Origin of the sequence: Microcystis sp. M31BS1, from assembly GCF_020245285.1 — a bacterium.
Lineage (GTDB): Bacteria > Cyanobacteriota > Cyanobacteriia > Cyanobacteriales > Microcystaceae > Microcystis > Microcystis panniformis.
Genome location: NZ_JADBVE010000260.1, coordinates 1 through 18,757, shown reverse-complemented (window position 1 = coordinate 18,757; position 18,757 = coordinate 1). Strand labels below are relative to the sequence as shown.

General features: G+C 42.4%; 16 protein-coding genes and 1 tRNA gene. 10 read left to right on the top strand and 7 right to left on the bottom strand.

The features are described from left to right. Positions 1-230 precede the first annotated feature (230 nt). Complete coding sequence (locus IM509_RS15445) at positions 231-1,073, bottom strand: methyltransferase domain-containing protein (RefSeq protein ID WP_052277154.1); 843 nt, start codon at positions 1,071-1,073, stop codon at positions 231-233. A 199-nt stretch (positions 1,074-1,272) separates the two neighbouring features. Here IM509_RS15445 and IM509_RS15440 point away from each other — a divergent pair, with 199 nt between their 5' ends. The 6 genes from IM509_RS15440 (at position 1,273) to IM509_RS15415 (ending at position 7,435) form a co-directional block, all read left to right on the top strand. Then, complete coding sequence (locus IM509_RS15440) at positions 1,273-2,346, top strand: extracellular catalytic domain type 2 short-chain-length polyhydroxyalkanoate depolymerase (RefSeq protein WP_052277153.1); 1,074 nt, start codon at positions 1,273-1,275, stop codon at positions 2,344-2,346. 60 nt (positions 2,347-2,406) lie between these two features. Then, positions 2,407-2,949 carry a phasin family protein gene (locus tag IM509_RS15435; protein ID WP_052277152.1) on the top strand — a complete coding sequence of 181 codons (543 nt, stop codon included), beginning with the start codon at positions 2,407-2,409 and terminating at the stop codon, positions 2,947-2,949. A 341-nt stretch (positions 2,950-3,290) separates the two neighbouring features. Beyond that, entirely contained in the window at positions 3,291-4,496 is a 1,206-nt protein-coding gene (locus IM509_RS15430; RefSeq protein WP_072926645.1) for an FAD-dependent hydroxylase, read from the top strand. Positions 4,497-4,588: 92 nt separating this feature from the next. Next, positions 4,589-4,662: transfer RNA gene (locus IM509_RS15425), tRNA-Pro, on the top strand. Positions 4,663-4,793: 131 nt separating this feature from the next. Then, positions 4,794-6,716: a S9 family peptidase gene (locus tag IM509_RS15420; RefSeq protein WP_052277150.1), complete on the top strand. Its 1,923-nt coding sequence runs from the start codon at positions 4,794-4,796 to the stop codon at positions 6,714-6,716. 533 nt (positions 6,717-7,249) lie between these two features. After that, a complete protein-coding gene (locus IM509_RS15415) occupies positions 7,250-7,435 on the top strand; it encodes a hypothetical protein (protein ID WP_002759041.1) in 186 nt (61 codons plus the stop codon). A 175-nt stretch (positions 7,436-7,610) separates the two neighbouring features. Here IM509_RS15415 and IM509_RS15410 read toward each other — a convergent pair whose 3' ends face one another. Continuing rightward, on the bottom strand, positions 7,611-8,246 hold the full coding sequence (locus IM509_RS15410) for a hypothetical protein (RefSeq protein WP_185237267.1): 636 nt from the start codon (positions 8,244-8,246) through the stop codon (positions 7,611-7,613). 340 nt (positions 8,247-8,586) lie between these two features. Here IM509_RS15410 and IM509_RS15405 point away from each other — a divergent pair, with 340 nt between their 5' ends. The 4 genes from IM509_RS15405 (at position 8,587) to IM509_RS15390 (ending at position 13,141) form a co-directional block, all read left to right on the top strand. After that, entirely contained in the window at positions 8,587-9,591 is a 1,005-nt protein-coding gene (locus tag IM509_RS15405; RefSeq protein ID WP_185237268.1) for a helix-turn-helix domain-containing protein, read from the top strand. A gap of 652 nt (positions 9,592-10,243) precedes the next feature. Continuing rightward, entirely contained in the window at positions 10,244-10,846 is a 603-nt protein-coding gene (locus IM509_RS24145) for a J domain-containing protein (protein WP_012265584.1), read from the top strand. Between the two features lie 2 nt (positions 10,847-10,848). Next, on the top strand, positions 10,849-11,850 hold the full coding sequence (locus IM509_RS15395) for a hypothetical protein (RefSeq protein ID WP_185237269.1): 1,002 nt from the start codon (positions 10,849-10,851) through the stop codon (positions 11,848-11,850). A 232-nt stretch (positions 11,851-12,082) separates the two neighbouring features. Further along, positions 12,083-13,141, top strand: coding sequence for a D-alanine--D-alanine ligase family protein (locus tag IM509_RS15390; protein WP_185237270.1), 1,059 nt, complete (start codon positions 12,083-12,085; stop codon positions 13,139-13,141). A gap of 57 nt (positions 13,142-13,198) precedes the next feature. Here IM509_RS15390 and IM509_RS15385 read toward each other — a convergent pair whose 3' ends face one another. From IM509_RS15385 to cpcB, 5 genes are all read right to left on the bottom strand, one after another. Continuing rightward, positions 13,199-13,942 (bottom strand): Uma2 family endonuclease, encoded by a 744-nt coding sequence (locus IM509_RS15385; RefSeq protein ID WP_072926642.1) that lies wholly within the window; start codon positions 13,940-13,942, stop codon positions 13,199-13,201. Between the two features lie 66 nt (positions 13,943-14,008). Next, a complete protein-coding gene (gene ribBA, locus IM509_RS15380) occupies positions 14,009-15,685 on the bottom strand; it encodes a bifunctional 3,4-dihydroxy-2-butanone-4-phosphate synthase/GTP cyclohydrolase II (RefSeq protein ID WP_185237272.1) in 1,677 nt (558 codons plus the stop codon). Positions 15,686-15,822: 137 nt separating this feature from the next. Continuing rightward, positions 15,823-16,701, bottom strand: a complete 879-nt coding sequence (locus IM509_RS15375) for a phycobilisome linker polypeptide (protein ID WP_002745355.1) — start codon at positions 16,699-16,701, stop codon at positions 15,823-15,825. Between the two features lie 176 nt (positions 16,702-16,877). Continuing rightward, positions 16,878-17,366: a C-phycocyanin subunit alpha gene (cpcA, locus tag IM509_RS15370; RefSeq protein WP_002780314.1), complete on the bottom strand. Its 489-nt coding sequence runs from the start codon at positions 17,364-17,366 to the stop codon at positions 16,878-16,880. A 66-nt stretch (positions 17,367-17,432) separates the two neighbouring features. Continuing rightward, the gene (gene cpcB, locus IM509_RS15365) at positions 17,433-17,951 is read right to left on the bottom strand and encodes a C-phycocyanin subunit beta (protein ID WP_002789180.1); all 519 of its coding nucleotides are present in this window, start codon (positions 17,949-17,951) and stop codon (positions 17,433-17,435) included. Positions 17,952-18,757: the final 806 nt, after the last annotated feature.

The window sequence follows — 18,757 nt, the reverse complement described above, 5'->3', positions numbered from 1 at the left end:
GTAGATAATTGTTACAAAGTGTATTGACCTTGAGTCCCCTTGCCTAGTTTGGTATCGATGTGATACTAAACGTCGGGACATATAAACAGTTATAAGGTTGGTCAGGGTTGACCTATTAGATTCAGTCAGGGGACTGAAGACTTTACTAGGCGGTTATTTCAGGTATTTCAACCTTATTTCATTCCTAAACGTTTCGCACCATCTTTCCTCTTCTGATCTGACAACGCCGATTATTTTTTCCCTTGCAGTAAACCAAAACGAATTAAACCCGACTCGTAACCGCGCCGCATTAACCCTAAAGATAAGGCCCCTTGGATAGTAGTATAACCGCTTGCTAACAAACCTGCGATCGCATCTGTGGTTAGGGCCGAATCAATCACCACATCCCAAAAAGCAGCCACCGATAGGGACCAATCATCGGTTTTTAGGTCTTGAAAGCCAACTTCACGGGCAATATCGGCGTATTCTGGCAAAGAAATCACATATGGCAGACAATAAACCTGATAAATCTCGTTTAATAGTTTAATCTCTCCTTCCGTTAAATTACCGGCCAGGGAAGTGGTGGGACGATGACACCAAGTAGCCATCAAAAAAGTCCCCCCGGGCTGCAAAACCCGATAACATTCCCGCAGAAATTGCCTTTTATCGGGCATATGTTCGCCACTTTCCAAAGACCAGACCAGATCAAAATTATTCTCAGGAAAGGGGGTTTTTAGGGCATCAGCTACACAAAAACTGACTTTTTCTTCTAAATTGAACTCTTGCGCTCTTTGGCTGGCTCTAGCGGCTTGTACCGGGGATAGAGTAATCCCCACCGCTTGGCTGTGAAATTTTTCGGCCAGATAAAGACTACTGCCACCAATGCCACAACCGACATCGAGAATCTGATTAGCACTGGTGACATTTCCCCAAGTTAATAATTCTTCTATTAAATCAATTTGTGCCTGACGGCGATCGAGTTTAATCTTGCCACCGCGACCGTAGTAACCATGGTGCATATGTTCGCCCCAAATCCTTTCCCACAGTCCACTAGAGGAGTCATAAAAATCGGCTATTCGTTGATCAAGTTCCATGGTGATTTCCTAGTTAAGAGAGGCACTCTTGCCAGAGATTAGCCAGATATGTTATACCAAATCCTGTTGAAAAAGTACGGGAAAGTCGGAAGTGGCAAGTGGGTTTTCAAAGTTCGATGTGTTTTACTTTATCTTAATATCATTCGATCTGTTTTACTTTATCTTAATATCATAGGTTCCGATTTTTGCAAGAGGTCTTATGATTAAGGCAGGATTAAAACTACTGGCTGTTTTGATTTTTAGTATTTTTATCTTCCATGGAGCGGTCTTAGGCGAGGAAGCACCCAAGCTATCTGGTTATCAGGCAGATTTAAGCCAAACATCTGTTTCTGGTCTTTCATCAGGGGCCTTCATGACGGCTCAATTCCATGTGGCCTACTCAGATAGGCTGGTGGGAGCAGGTATAATTGCTGGCGGTCCTTTTTTTTGTGTAGGTTCTTACGAGACGGATCCAGAGCAATTTTTCGAGCAAGCGACATCAACTTGCATGAATCCTCTGACTGAGGCAGTAGGACCGGATGGGAAAAGATTATTTAAAAAAGCTCAAGAACTGGCCAAGGCTAACAAAATTGCCGATCTCAACAATTTAAAAGATGATCGAGTCTATCTATTCAGTGGTTCAAGTGATCGCGTAGTTACAACTGTCGTCGTTGACAAAGTAGAAGATTTTTATCAAGCTGCCGGCTTGCCCTCAGAGAATATTAAATACGACAAGAATATCAATGCCGGTCATGCCATAATTGTCGAGGAGTCTAGGGTGTCATGTTCAGATACTAAGTCACCCTTTATAAACGACTGCGATTTCATGCAATCCCATCGGATTTTAGGGCATATTTATGGCAAGTTGAATCCAGCAGTTGATTCTAATAGATTAAGTGGCCAGATTATTCGGTTTGACCAGAGTGAGTTTATTGAGGGTAAAAAGACGAGTATGAGTCGGGAGGCTTATGTTTATGTGCCTGAAGCCTGTAAAAAAGAAAGCTGCAAAGTTCATGTAGCTATTCATGGTTGCAAACAGGGGGCAACGGAAATTGATGATACTTACTACACTAAAACCGGTTACAATGAAATAGCTGATACCAACAGGATAATTGTCTTATATCCCCAGGTTGAACCGTCAGCATTAATCCCTTACAATCCCCAGGGATGCTGGGATTTTTGGGGATATTCCAGTGCAGATCCAGATAATCCTGTCTTTTATACTAGAGAGTCTCCCCAGATGAGGGCAATTGTCGCTATGTTGGAACGGTTAGCCCAACCGCGCCCTCAATAATTTAATCTTTTTGCTGGCACAGACAGAGAAATACATTAAGCAGTTTACGAGGAAACTACCATGCAAAACGAGCTAGTTAAACAGTGGATTGACTCGAACAAGTTGGCAATAGAGTCCTTCAAGAATATTACGGCCACTAATGTGAACGCGATCGATGCCATGTTAACAAGTTTTGTTAACCCCAGTGCTTTCGCTGAACTAAGCAAGGGTTATCTAAGCTTGACCAAAGAATTGGGGGAAGTTTATACTGATAGTATTAATGAACTATTTCAAAGCCAACTGAAGCTGGTGAATTTACAGGCAACCTCTGAGTCTTTTAAGGACTTGGGTGAAATTTATGTCAGTTCGATGACCAGTCTTGGACTAAAGCAAGCAGAATTGATGCGCCTGTATCTAGAAACTACAGCCAAGTATCTAGAGATATTAAAGAGCGCTCAAAAAGTAGATGATCTATTCAATGTCCAAACCAGTATTTTTAGCGAACTTCAAGAAAAGTTGAAGGGGAATATGCTCGAAACAATGGGAGTTCTTAACTCTATCAATACTGCTCTGGACAATTGGACTCAAAAAAGCCTTGACGCATTCGCATCTGATCAGAGTTAAAAAAACTTGATCTTGCGGGTTATGTCTTTGGCCAAGTTCCCGGGTTGCTGCCCCAAACATATCCCCAACGGCGGGCAAGTGCCAGCGCCGCTGCCTTGGCCGTCGGGGTATCGAGGAAGACTGGCGCAGCAGGAGCATCAGCTAACAGGGCAGCAGCTTGTTATCGCCCTTCCAGAAGTCCGGGAAGAGCGATAACCCGAAACTCTCGGCAACGGGACAAAACCCTTGAAAGTCTATCAATGGCTAGGTGGGGTGAAGACAATCAAACCCGACAGCAACCCCGAAAATCGTGTCAGAATAGATCAGTGTAGTCACTGATGATCTTTGAGAAAAATATTTATATGTTAAGACGGGACAGCTACGATTTAATCATTGTCGGGGGCGGTATAGTCGGGACCACCCTAGCGGTGGCCTTAAAAAATACAGGATTAAATATCGCTATGATCGAGGAACGTCCCCTAGAGGTGGCCGCCTCCCGTCGTCAAGCTTATGCCCTCTCGCTGATGTCCAGCCGGATTTTTACAGGCTTGGGTATCTGGGATAAAATCTCGCCCAGTATCGGTAAATTTAGTCATATTCGCCTTTCTGATGCCGATTACCCGATTTTTGTCCCCTTCGTTGTCGATGAGCTAAAAACCGATTATTTGGGCTATGTGGGCGAACATCAAGTGATTTTAACCGCCCTGCACAAGGCCAGCCAAGATTGCGATCGCATTGAGTGGTTATCCCCTGCTAAAGTGTTAGAAGTGGAGTACGGAGCAGAAACAGCCACTGTCACCCTGGAAGAAGCTGGTCAAACCCGAAAAATCACCACAAAATTAGTTATCGGGGCCGATGGAGCCAAATCCGCTATCCGGCAAGGGGCGCAAATTAAAACCAAAGGTTGGAAATATTGGCAATCCTGTGTCGCTTTCACCATTAAACATCAACTCGATCGCAACGATACCGCCTTTGAAAGATTTTGGCCCACCGGTCCGATGGGCATTTTACCGCTCCAGGGTAATCGCTGTCAGATCGTTTGGACAAATCCCCATGGGGAAGCGAAAAAACTGCAAGAAATGCCCGAAGCGGAATTTATCAAGAAATTAGAAGCATATACGGGGGGATTACTGGGAAAACTCGAATTAGTTAGCCCCCGCGCTCTCTTTCCCGTACAGTTAATGCAGAGTGATACTTATGTTAAACCCCGACTGGCTTTAATTGGTGATGCCGCTCACTGTTGTCATCCCGTCGGTGGTCAAGGTTTAAATTTAGGCATTCGCGACGCGGCCGCTTTAGCGCAGGTATTAAAGGAAGCAGTAGAAAAGCAAGAAGATATAGGAGCGCTTTCTACCCTAAAATCCTACGAAAAATGGCGTAGATCGGAGAATTTAGCGATTTTAGGCTTCACGGATTTTCTTGATCGCCTGTTCTCCAATAACTGGCCGCCCATCGTTGTCATCCGTCGTCTCGGATTGGCAATTATGCGCGGTTTCCCCCCGTTGAAATTGTTTGCCCTGCAATTAATGACGGGACTAAAAGGACGTATTCCCCAATTAGCTAGATAGCCGGCCACTAATTCCGGGGATGGGGGAGAAAGGAAGAAAAAAAAAGCTTGCAAAATGCGGCGATTATCGCTATGATGGTTAAGGTTCAATATCGGGGCGTAGCGCAGCTTGGTAGCGCACTACTTTGGGGTAGTAGGGGTCGTGGGTTCGAATCCCGCCGCTCCGATTGCAGGAAAACAGAGAGTTAGGTAGGGATGCACCTAATCCCTACTTTGTCCTGTTTACTCGGAATTCTCTTAATTTATCAGCGTTCCTGATCAAGTTAGTTCACCATTAAGATCACTGCTCTAGTCGAAAATGTCTCATCAAATATCAGCTTACGGTTCCTGGAAATCGCCGATTACCTCCGATCTAATTGTGGCAGCATCGATTAGTCTTGGCGGTGTAACTCTAGACGGAGAAGATATTTATTGGTTAGAAGGCAGACCACAGGAAAAGGGGCGAAATGTTTTAGTTAAATTAAACCCCGACGGCACAACCACAGAAATCACCCCAGCACCTTTTAATGTGCGAACTCGTGTCCATGAATACGGGGGAGGTTCCTATCTAATTGTTGCCGGAATTATCTATTTTTGTAATTTTGCTGACCAAAGAATTTATCGCCAAACTGCTGATAGTTTACCCCAACCTCTGACCCCAGAAAATTCCTGTCGTTATGCGGATTTAATTCTCGATGAATTTCGCAATCGTTTAATCTGTGTTTGTGAAGATCATAGCCAAAAAGATCGAGAACCAGTTAATAGTATTGTCAGCATCGATGTGGATACAGGAAACATAGAAACTTTAGTATCAGGCGATGATTTTTATACCTCTCCTCGCTTAAGTGCCGACGGTTCTCGATTAGCTTGGATTAGTTGGAATCATCCTAATATGCCTTGGGATAGTTCTTTTCTCTGGGTGGCCGATATTAATCATCTTTATTTGAGTAATATTCGGGTCATTGCTGGTGGTGAAAATGAGTCGGTGTGTGAACCGCGCTGGTCCGCCGATGAACAGTTATATTTTACCAGTGATCGCAATAATTTCTGGAACTTTTATTGCTTTAAACACGATGAACAAATCGAACCAGTTATCGAACTGATCGAGGCTGAATTTGCCTACCCTCATTGGGTTTTTGGTTTATCTAACTACGGCTTTGCTGGGAAATCCCAGATTATTTGTAGCTATACAAAAGATGGTCGTTGGTATTTAGGAAGTATCGATACTGTTAATCGAGAATTCCAAGAAATTATCACTGCTGATACTAACATTTCTTCCCTACAAGTTAGCGATAACAAAATAGTTTTTATTGGCGGTTCTTTCAGGGAAGTAACGGCGGTTGTCTCAATGGATTTAGCCACAGGAACGAGAGAAATTCTCAAATCTTCCAGTAATTTAACTATTTCTAGCGATTATTTCTCGATTCCGGAAATGCTCGCTTTTCCCACCAGTAAGGGACTAACGGCCTATGCTTGGTATTATCCCCCCAAAAACCCCGATTATACCGCCCCCAATGGCGAATTACCGCCCCTTTTAGTCAAAAGTCACGGTGGACCGACGGCTGCGGCGACCTCTAGTTTAAGTCTGCGGGTGCAATACTGGACCAGTCGCGGTTTTGGCTATCTAGATGTCAATTATGGCGGTAGTACGGGTTATGGTCGTCAATATCGTCAGCGTTTGCTGGGAAATTGGGGAATTGTCGATGTGGAAGACTGCATCAACGGGGCAAAATATTTGGTTAATCAGGGATTAGTCGATGGGGAAAGATTGGCAATTTCCGGAGGCAGCGCCGGTGGTTATACAACTTTAGCGGCCTTAACTTTTCATGATACTTTTAAAGCAGGAGCTAGTTATTACGGAGTTAGTGATTTAGAGGTTTTAGCCACCGATACCCATAAATTCGAGTCGAGATATTTAGATAAATTGGTGGGACTTTATCCTCAAGAAAAGGAAATTTACTATCAGCGTTCGCCTATTCATTTTACCGCTCAGTTATCCTGTCCGGTGATCTTTTTCCAAGGTTTAGAAGACCGAGTGGTTCCACCCAATCAAGCGGAAATGATGGTAGAAGCTTTAAAAGCGAAAGGTTTACCCGTTGCTTACCTTCCCTTTGCGGGAGAACAACACGGATTTCGTCAAGCTGAATCGATAAAACGAGCATTAGATGCAGAATTTTATTTCTATTCCCGTCTCTTTGGTTTTACTCCTGCTGATAATTTAGAACCCGTAGAAATTAAGTAATCATGCCAAATTAATTTCCTAGGTTCGAGGGGTGCTGAGGCCAATTCAAGTCTGAATTGCATCACTGTCTGAGGTGAATTACCATTGTTGCACAAGTAATACTAAATTCGTTGAGCATAGGCTACTTATGAAGACAGGCAACAGGCAAAAGGCAAAACCCCCCCAACCCCCCTGTCCCCACGAAAAACTTTTTGCCGCAAACCCTAACTACTTCTATTAAGCTCGCTTATTAAGCTGATGTGGAGATGCTTAAAAGGCGCATCTCGCTTTTCCAAATAAGTTTTTGGACAATTCACAGTAAATATCTACAGATTTGACCGTTGGGCGGGTCTAGGCTTAACCATAGTCTCTGTCTCGGTTTCAGGCTTTTCTTCTCATTTTAACTCTCTTAGATTGATGAAAGAGAGATAAGTTGTGTTGAGAAATGTGTAGAGTTGCGGCCGACCCTTGACTGGAACCTAAGCTCTCGTGATAACTTGTATAGGAGTTATCGACAAGACACCATCAGCTAGACAGACCTTTCCAGTTTCTCTATGTTTCATCCTAACCAATCGGAAACCCGTGAAGATATCCGCGAGTATGTAGCTCAACTACAGCTTCACATGGCTTTACAAGCTCGTAATCTCGTGCCTAGTCTGACTAATACTAGCGATAGTCGCGAGAAACTGCTGCAGGATACCCAAGCAACCATCGAAAAAATCGTTTCCCGTCATTTCTAGTTGACCGATTTTACGCAAGTAATCTCTTTGAACCAAGAATCCCCGTCGCTTTAGTGCGGGGATTGTCAACGCCCTAGGATTAAGGGGGGATCAAGGTAGGGTTGATTCATGAATCAACCCTACTATGAATCAACCCCCCGACGTCGGGGGGGTTGCCTTTTGCCTCTCCTCATAACTAGCCTTTACTCAAGGGATTTAGTATAATATCATCGGTAATGGTAACGATAATTCTTTGCAGCTTCGCACCTTGAAACTCGTAAGGAATCTCGTGTTTATATTGAGTTAGGAAGTTAGGAGTATGATTTGATAAAGTTCTTATAATATCGACATTTTGTTCGATGTTATTAATATACAGTTTCATATTATCTATTGTGCTGTCACCCAACTTTTCATCGGAAGGGGCGATTATCTTTGGTTTGGCAAATTCAACTTTGAGTGTCACCTCGCTACTAAGACGAGGAAGATCACAGGTGATCCTCTGTTGTTGTCCTAACCAGTTATAGACATAACATAGTTTTCCCTGATAGATGTAGAAACTATGTCCACCAAAATATCCACCCTGCGCCATCAGAACACCTTGTAAGTCCCCTTTAGCTTTGGAGAAATCAATAGTTGCTTCGATGGCATAGAAACGAGTGCTAATATTAGGGGCAACAGCTTCGGAAATTTCTGATCCCCCTGGATGATAGGTATAGCTAAATGTGGTATATTGTGGGTGATCAGAAAATGCTGGGGGACGTAATTGCGGAATTTCTCCACCCAATACCGCAGACCCAGAGCAATCTTCAAGTGGCATATATTGTTTAGCCATCGAAATCTCCTTAGTAATTGATAACGGAAAAAACTGAGAGATTTAGCGGCTCTTCTCGACTTGGTGTGATAATCAGTGCTTATCATTCGTAGGAGTCTTGCTAGGCAATGCTTTGAAGACTATATTTCTGGAAAATTATCCCTATTCTTCTTACTCCCACACAGGAACGAGAAGAGCCGATTTAGCTGGAATTACACTGATGGACAAAATTAACAAACCAACTCTGCTTTAACTCATACTACTCAGTCCTCTATGCTAAGATGATCCGAAAAACGCAAGTTTTTAAATTGATGGGCAAAAAAAGTTTAATTTTACTCAATAACTAAGGAGTTATATATAGGTGTTTATTTTTGACAATAAAACCAATATTTTAATTAATTCTCAGGAATTAACCTTTAAAAGTGAATATTTTTGTGACTTTTCTCTCTATTTTCAGAATCGAGAATTTCTCAACGCAGATGCTTTACAACTCAGTGGTGATCATTTTGAAGGGTATCTTTCAAGGATCATCATCGATGAAGTGATGTTAGAATTATCGCAACGTAATTGTTTAACGAATGTTGCGGGAGTAACCCATTCTAAAATGTGGGTTTTTGCGATTCCTGTTCAGGTGAATTCTGTCTTCTTCCAAAATTTGTATCCATTAGAAAATAACTATCTTGGGATTATCCCCCCTAAATCAGAAATTTCCGTTTTTCAACATCCTTTTTCTAATCGTTTTCAGCTTTACGTTCATGATAATTATCTGCAACAATTGTGCCAAAGTTTAGAGTTACCAGAAGCGAAAAAGTTATTAAATTCTTCCGCTTCTTCTATTGTGATTTGCCCATCGGAAAAAATTCGTTATCTCCAACAATCTTGTCATCAACTTTATCAAATGCTATTTAATTTAGATTGTCAACAAATATCTGGGCAAAGAAAAGCATTAAGATTGAATTTTATCAGGCAAAAATTAAAAGAAGAAATTGTCAAATATTTTCTTTTGACTTTAGCAGCAACCAAAGATATTAAAATCCCTAAAAACACTATCAGACGCAGCTCTATTCTCAAAAAAGCAGAAGAAATGATGAGAAAAAATCTGCGTTCTGATCTTACTATTCCAGCGATTTGTCAAGACTTAGAAGTAAGTCAACGCACCTTAGAATATATATTTAAAGACTTCTATCAAATGTCTCCTTACAATTATTTTAAATTGCTTCGTCTTAATGCTCTACATCAATCTCTTAACCAAAATAATCAGACAAAATTAATTTATGAAATTGCTGAAGAATTAGGTTTTTTTCACCGAGGATATCTAGCCTCTGATTATAAAAAACTGTTTGGTTACTTTCCCTCTGAAACCTAAAGAAATAGTAGGGGTAGGAATGAAAATTATTTTTAGATTTATCCGCCTTATTTTACGATTTTTTACTTCCTCTTTCTTGAATGATCAGCTACTCTTAATAATTAAGCTTCTTGCTTAAGTTGACACCAATGAAAGCTTCCGTCCATAATGTGACGTGGTGAACATTTTTCACCCAAAGACTCAGAGAGCCATCTTTTCTTGATTAGGTAAAAATTTCCCGACTGTCTCCTCAATTCTAGTCTCAACTTTACCATCGCTCTTGGGAATCTTATCTTTAGAATGACTGCCTAGCTAAACGGCTGCGGCTCTCTTCGGTTTGGTGGGTAAAATGTATTCTAAGATACAGTTCTGCTGGCGAGGGAGTGGAAGGAACCACTCCAGACACAGAACACACAAAGATTGATCTCTTCTATAGTAAGTTAAACTGATCACACAGAACCTAGAAGAGCCACGGCTGCTCATTTATTGACTTAAATCTATAATATGCCAGCAATTTTTTTTATGATTAACCACTTGACAAAGTGGCCACAGCAGTGGCATTAATTTAAGATAGGAAGTTTTCGGGAGTCAGTCGTCGGTCGTTCATACCAAATTAGCCTACACTTCATCTTGATAAGAAAGGCTAGATTTTTTGCAGCTTCTTAGGGAAATTATGACCACTAATCCTCTTAACTCGCTCATTTTAGAGCAGATTAGTCATATCTGTGAGCAATACTCGATCGAAAGTCGTATTCTCGAAGATTTTGCCGATTTTGTCATCAAAAACCACCGTAAAAAGTCTCCCAAACCATCGTTAACTAAATCAAAAACTACAGCCACCACCACCACAAGCTCAAAAGTTAAACCTTTAACTCTAACGCAACTTAAACAGGCAGTTTATGCCTATTTTGAGGTTAACAATACCACAGAACTAAAAAAATCGAGTATGTTTCAAATGGCTACTAGAGCCTTTGATAACATCAATTTATCTCAGCGAGAAAGTTGGGAGGTTATCTACAGGAAATATATCGGTATTCTTCCCGAAGAAGATTACGAACAGGGGAAAGATTGTATCAACGGTATCAATATTTTTAAATATTTTCGTCCCTATCGTGTTTTCGATCTTGATCCAAACACTGCCAGCAAGGAAGACATTAAAAATGCTTATTATCGTCTTTCTAAGATCTATCATCCCGATAACCAAGAAACAGGAAATTCTCACATCTTTGATCGTTTGACTGTGATGTATAAATCTATCACCACGGAGATAAAATAATCATGCCTCAGAAAGCAAATACCTTCCTGATCCGGGATACCGAATTAGCTCAATGGTTTTCTATTACTCTTGAAAAACTAGAAAAAATTGTTGATATTTTTGATGCTGATCCTAATGATGATTGGGATTTAGTTGAAGGTGTCGATTATCAATTTGTCAACAAAAAAGATAAAGTTAGAGTGTTTTCTTTTGAAGGTGCTTTAAAAATTGCTTCCTATATCGAGAAGAATGAAAAGCGAGGAATTATATACAGATTTAGAGAATTTTTTACTAAGCACGATCAAAAAATTCGTCGCTCCTTAGCACGAAAATTAATTTTTGCTGAACTCACTGACTCCGGCGAAATTCAAGTTTATAAAGGACGGCCTATGATTCATAAACAGAGTTTGCGGCGAATTTTAAAAACTAATGGAACCAAGCTAAATAAAACCGTGAATCATCTTCAGCAAAGAACTGATAAACCTCTAGAATTAGGAGTAGATTTTTACGAAGATGAAAAAAGAGAGTTTTGGTTCTCTGAAAGTGGAATAGTGATGATTTCTAAATCCATGAGTGAAACTTTGACGAATAAATCGCGCCAAGAAATGTGTAAAATGATTGCAATGGAGTTTCCTCTTGCCTTTAAAGAAATTCAGGAACATCTGGATGACGATACCAAACAAAAAATCGAGATTGAAAAGGCTAAAAAACGAGCTAAAACTAGAGATAAAAACACTTGTCAGGTGACAGGGCAAAAACCGGATAGAAATAATAAATTTAATCTCGCTGTCCATCATCTTTACTCTGTCCAAAAATATCCCCATCTAGCGACATTAGATCTGAATTTGGTGACTATTAAAGAAGAAATTCACCAAGAATTCCACGGTAATTTAGGGGGATTTAATCAACCTTGTACCATCGAGGATTTTATCGAATTCTTGCACGTTTACTATCCCGAACATCATGGTAATTTAGCCTTAAAACTTCAGAAAACTAAGAAAAAACTGGAAAAATTAGCTAAATAATCATTCAATTTGGGGGTGTGAATAGCTCCAAAGTGATTATCGATTTTTTTAGGGAAAGAACGACCACATCTCATCATGAGCGATAATTAATTTATCGAAAGTTTGGGTTAAAACTCCTATCTGACGAGGAACAGCTGCATCTAAATCAATTGCAACTATTGTCAACTCCGCCCATAGTATATATGATAGTTGAACTCTAATTTAGGATCTAGCTGGGTCTAGAGAGGATAATATGGATAAGATCAAGGTAGGATTGTTGTTTGGTGGTCGATCGGGAGAACACGAGGTATCTATCAATTCGGCTCGATCGATCCTGCAAGCTTTTAATTACCCCGAAAATCTTGACAAATACGCCGTTATCCCCTTCTATATCGATAAAAATGGCTGTTGGCATTCGGTAGCAACTGCTAGACAAATTTTAACCTCTGGGCAACCCCTAGCTATTGAGAGTGATATAAAAGTCAATATCTGGCAATTTCCCCCGGAAGTGAGCGAAATTGAAGTTTGGTTTCCAATTCTCCACGGACCGAATGGGGAAGATGGCACTTTACAAGGATTACTCACTCTCATGCGGGTTGCTTTTGTGGGTAGTGGGGTCCTGGGTTCATGCTTGGGAATGGATAAAATTGCCATGAAAACTGCTTTTGCAGCCGCTGGATTACCCCAAGTTAAGTATAAGGCCATAACCCGCTCGCAAGTGTGGTCAAATCCCTGTATTTTTCCCCAGTTGTGCGATCAAATCGCCGAGGAAATAGGTTATCCTTGTTTTATTAAACCGGCTAATTTAGGTTCTTCGGTGGGTATTAGTAAAGCACGCAACCGGCAAGAATTAGAGGCTGCTTTAGATAGTGCCGCTAGTTATGATCGACGGATTATTGTTGAAGCAGGAGTAACCGCAAGGGAGATCGAATGTGCGGTTTTAGGTAATGATAATCCCCAAGCTTCCTCGGTGGGAGAAATTACTTTTGATAGTGATTTTTATGACTATGAAACTAAATATACTGACGGGCGATCGAGTATGGTGATTCCCGCTAATATTCCTGATAAAATTGCTAATCAAGTGCGAGAAATGGCTGTAGAAGCATTTAAAGCTGTGGATGCTGCGGGATTGTCGCGGGTGGATTTTTTCTATGTGGAGAAGACTGGGGAAGTGTTGATCAATGAAATTAATACTCTGCCGGGGTTTACTAATTTTAGTATGTATCCCCAACTCTGGAAAGCCACTGGTTTAGAGTTTGATCAATTGGTCGATAAGTTGGTACAATTAGCTTTAGAAAGACAGGAAAAATAAGGTTAAATTACCAACATTTCTAGGATAGGAATTACCTAAACTAGAGATATTGATCAATCAGATAGTTTCAGGATCAATGCCCAATTCTCGTAATTTTTGGGCTAATTTTTCCTTCTCCAAGATAGCTTGTTCTTTTTCGAGGATAGCCTGTTCCTTCGCTTGTCGTTCCTGTTCCCTTTCTAAAAGAATCTGTTCCTTTGCTTGTCTTTGCTCTAATTCAGCTTCTTGGGGAGTGGGAACCAATTGACCATCAACGGTAAAATAACGCAATTTACTCTCAAAAATACCTAAATATAGTTCTAACTGTTCACTCCATAAATAGCCGTTTTCATTAGCAGGAATAGCCTGATATTGTCCCGCAATTAGTCTAAATCCTTGCAATTCTAAGGTATTAGGATCGAACCAAAAATAATTAGGAGTGCGAAAGGTATTTTGATAGAGAATTTTCTTTTTAGTGCGGTCAATATTGGCCGTAGAATTGGAAAGAATCTCCACGATTACATTGGGATATTTACCCCCTTCTCCCCAAACTACCCAACTTTTGCGGGGACGTTTTTCTGTATCTAAAACCACAAAAAAATCAGGACCACAAAAATCACGTTTTTTCAGTTGTTCTTCGTTATAGTAGATAGTCAGATTACCAGAAGCATAGTAATCGTTTTTCTCTTGCCATAATAATTCTAGACAACTGAGAAGAATTATGATCTGTTGCAGATGTAAATCACTTTCCAAGGGTGGTTCATCACTCCATAAATCGGTGGGGGGACAGGTAACTTCCGGTAAAATGTCGAGAGTTGTCATAGTTTTTCCCCGTTATACTAGCTTTGTTTAATTATAACTGTTACGATCTTTTCTGGTCATAAAAAACTAATTTTTTGCTGAATCACGAGTAAAACTGTAGATAATTTGGGTAGCTAATTGTGGTAATTGTGAGAAATCTTCATCGGACATTTTTTGACGATCAAGTTTCATTTGTAATCCCGTCATCGAATCGTCTCCGTCGGAAATTAAAAATTCTAAGCGTTCAATTTCCGACCAATCTTTAACGTCATTTAATATCTTGTCAATAACCAGAAGATAAGGATGGGAAGGATTTTTATACCAATTACTGCTGACACCCTGACGAATATCTAAACCTAAATGTACGATCAAAGGGGCGCGATCAAAAAGGGCATTGGCTACCGGTCGGGTTTCTTCTTGGAGAGATAATTGATTAGCGCGACTTAACTGCCGTAATTTCTCCAATTGATGATATCTCTGGGAAATTGACGGCGGATTTTCCCCCCAACTGAGAGCGATGGTGACTAGATAGGTTTGTAGGAATAGATGTCCTAACTTTTCCGCTTTTGTGGCCAGATAATTGGAATTATAATCATTAGCCTCGATCAGCAAAGGTACTCGCTCGACTATTTCCAAACCATAGCCTTTTAATCCGGCAATTTTACGGGGATTATTGGTAATTAAACGAATATTTCTCACCCCCAAATCGTTGAGCATTTGCGCCCCCATGCCGTAATCGCGCAAATCGGCGGGAAATCCTAACCTTTCGTTGGCTTCCACCGTATCTAGTCCCATATCCTGTAAAGAATAGGCTTTTAGCTTATTAATTAAGCCAATTCCCCGTCCTTCCTGTCGCAGGTAAACCACCACCCCCAAACCGTTGTTTTCGATCATTTTTAGGGCAGCTTGTAACTGTTGCCGACAATCGCAACGCAAGGATCCCAAAGCATCCCCGGTCAGACATTCTGAGTGCATTCGTACCATTACAGGTTGATCGCCAAAGAGAGCGGGATCCCCTTTCACAATAGCGATGTGTTCGGTTTGATCTAATAAATTTCGGTAGGCATAAAGCTGAAAAGTGCCGAATTGACTGGGAAAATCACAGACCGTTTCCCGATGGACAAAGCGATCGTGTTTTAAGCGATAACCGATCAGATCGGCAATGCTGATTAACTTGAGATTATGTTGACGAGCGTATTCAAATAGTTGCGGTAAACGGGCCATGGAACCATCGGGATTTTGGATCTCACAGATAACTCCCGCCGGATACAACCCGGCTAATCGAGCCAGATCCACAGCTGCCTCCGTATGACCGGCGCGTTTTAAGACTCCACCGGCTTTAGCACGAATCGGGAAGACATGACCGGGACGAGTGAGATCGTCGGGACGAGTGACTGGATTAATGGCAACTTGCACGGTTTTCGCCCGATCTTCTGCCGAAATGCCAGTTTTAACCCCTAAATGGGGAGCAGCATCGATGCTAACAGTAAAAGCGGTTTGATTGCTATCGGTGTTTTTTGTCACCATCAAAGGCAATTCGAGAGCATCAAGACGCTCTCCCGTCATTGCCAGACAGATTAAACCGCGAGCTTGCACTGCCATGAAGTTAATCAGATCGGGGGTGGCAAATTGGGCCGCACAGATTAGATCTCCTTCATTTTCGCGATTCTCATCATCAACTACGACAATGGCACGTCCGGCTTTGATTTCCGCTAAGGCAGTATCGATAGAGTCAAAAGCGATCGAAGTGACAGTCACAGGCATTAAAACGAGGGAATTATTTTCATTCTACAGGTTTGCTCGATCTGCTGAGGGTCAATTTCTACAAGTTCCCTAGAAAGAAGTCTCCCGGTGAACCTGACGGCTGCCCGGGAGACTTTTAGTTATCTTAAGCTAGAAAATTAGTTCAAACTAGCGGGGGTGATGCTGGCAACTTTGCCACCGAGACGGTTGATCTGTTGCAGGGTGTTATTTAACTGTTCAAAGGGGACGATAATCGCTTTGCTACTGCGACGGACACGGGGATAACCCGGTTTGCTAATAGCGGCAATTTCCACGCGATAGAGCTTACCCACATCACCATAGGCCACACTACCACCAAGAGCTTTACTGGGGGTGTTGCGTTGAGCAGAGGGACGATAGGCCCAACCATCGCTGCCACCGGAGGGACCGACTACTGCCGAAGCACCGTTTTGAGCTAATTCCACCGCTAAACGGGAGGTTTTGCCGGCAATCTGAGAGCGATCGCTGTTGGCATAACCGCGATAGAGTTGGAACATCCGGGTAAATCCCACGGTTTTTTGACCGGGTTGGGTGGCGAAACCGCGATAGTAGGGAACGATGCTATCGCCGAAGTTTTCGGTATATTCAGCGGAATCGATGTAGGAGTCGATATCGGCCTCGAATCCTTTGTTTTCATAGAGATCGAGGTGATAGACCACTTCCGACTCATCGTAGGGAGCGCGACCTAAAAGATGTTTGATATTAAGTTCGATGACGCGGGTTTGGAAGTTACCGTAGAAGAATTTGTTCTTATACAGTTCCGATTTGGCCACGGCGCGGACGAATTCCCGCACGGTGATCGAACCGTTGCAGAGTAAGGATTCGGCACTGGTAAGGCGCTCGGAACGCATGATATAGTCATTGCCTAGCACCTGACGATAGACGGCGCGAATAACCGCCTGTGCGTCGTCACGGGACCAATCGGGACGTAATTCCACGGGAGCAACCTCGCTAAAAGCGGTTGTCCCTAAACGAGAAGCTGAGGTAGTAATTGCCACTAAAGTTCTCCTACAAAAAAATGATCATTTTCTGACCGCTCAAAACTAGGGGAGGATCAGTTCGATTACCTGGCCGCCTTGACGATGGATATAACAAGGTCTGGAAGAACAGGTGATTGCTAACCCTTTTGCTAACAACCTCCTGTCTTTCCAGACCAGCAGTTTTTTCGATTGGACTAGCTGAGAGCGTTGATAGCGTAGTCGATATAGGAGTTGGCTTCTACCGCAGGGTCGCCACTTAAACCATGGTTGGCTTTGATATATTTGAGAGCTTCGATGTACCAGCTAGGAGACAGGTCGAAGGTGCGGTTGATTTCGTCGATACCAGCGATGAGGTACTCGTCCATCGGACCGGTTCCACCAGCAACTAAGCAGTAGGTCACCATGCGGAGGTAGTAACCGATGTCACGAGCGCATTTGTCTTTACCGCGTTGGTCCGCCGCAAAGTTATTCCCCTGCATTTGGGTGGTGTAGGGGTACTTGTTGTACACGGCTTGAGCAGCCCCAGAGATCAAAGAACTAGCTTTTTCGGTCAACGCTTTAGCGGCGGTGAGGCTGGCAGAAGCTTGACGAAAACGACCGAAAGCTACTTGGATTTCGGTGCTGCTTAAGAAACGGCCTTGAGAATCAGCGGCTGCTACGGCTTCGGTAAGGGGGGTTTTCATTGTTTGGTATCTCCCAATAATCTTGCAATAAGTTTCCTACGGTTTAATTGAGACTAGCCCTGGGGACTAGGCGACAGCAGCGGCGGCGCGGTCGAAGTAGCTGGCAATTTCAGACATTAAAGCACTGCAATCGCCGGCGGTGACACCGTTGCGATCGTTAGCGATGGACAAAGCAGCTTCTTTCATTTTGCTTACGCCAGCAGCTACGGAAGCTCCTGGTACTCCTAAAGCTACATAGGTTTCGCGAAGACCATTTAAGCAACGATCATCGAGAACACTGCCGTCGCCAGAGAAGGTAGCGTAGGTAACATAACGCAAGATGATTTCCATGTCGCGTAGGCAAGCGGCCATACGACGGCTGGTGTAGGCATTACCACCGGGGGTGATCAGTTGGGGCTGTTCAGCGAACAGGCTACGAGCGGCGTTAGCAACGATGGTGGAAGCGTTACTGGTGATCCGGTTAACAGAGTCCATCCGTTTGTTGCTGTCGGCAACCATGGCGCTGAGAGCGTCTAGTTGGGAAGAGCTTAAATATTCGCCGCGAGCATCAGCTTGGGATACTACCCGGGTGAATGCGTCAAACATTGTGACAATCTCCTAAATTTAAATGGGATTTGCTTGCAATTAAAATTTTCCCTCTTAAGGGATTTCACGGTGAGTCTGGACGAGCCTTGACCGCGATTGTTGCGATTTACTTTAAGAAACCTGAAAAAACTTCACGGCTCTCTCATAAATCACCTAAGGAGGTTAAACAAGTATCCAGCTTAACTTTTGTCTGTTATCTTGGCCCCTCAAGTTAAATTTATACACTGCTGTCGAAACTTTGTTTGTTACATATTATTAAGTTTTTTGCTGTCTTTTTGTAACAGTCACTTAACAATGACTCGATCGAGTTGGTCATCAATTCCTGACATGGCTCAAAGCCTCTCACCGTCGGGAAATCAGAGACAGCAAGGCTTTAAGGGTATAAAGGGCAGCAAGATGAAAATTTTAAGTTTTTTTTAATATTTTCCCGCTTTCCCTTCCCCTATTGCCCAAGGATTGCCCTTTCCAGCCCTGAAATACGATGAAGTTTTGTAAAGAGGGGTGTGGGGTGTGGGGTGTGGGGAAGTGGGGAAGTGGGGAAGTGGGGAAGTGGGGAAGTGGGGAAGTGGGGAAGTGGGGAAGTGGGAAAGTGGGAAAGTGGGAAAGTGGGGAAGTGGGGAGGGGGAATTATGAATTATGAATTATGAATTATGAAGTGGGGAAGTGGGGAAGCTGTCTCATCACCCTAAGCTTTTACGCATTTAAGTTACATTGACAGCATTACCCTTATTTTTAAGTTTTCTACTCCATTTAATAATCAATCCCCCTTCATTTAAAAGCTGATTGACTACTTTTTCCAGTTCTTC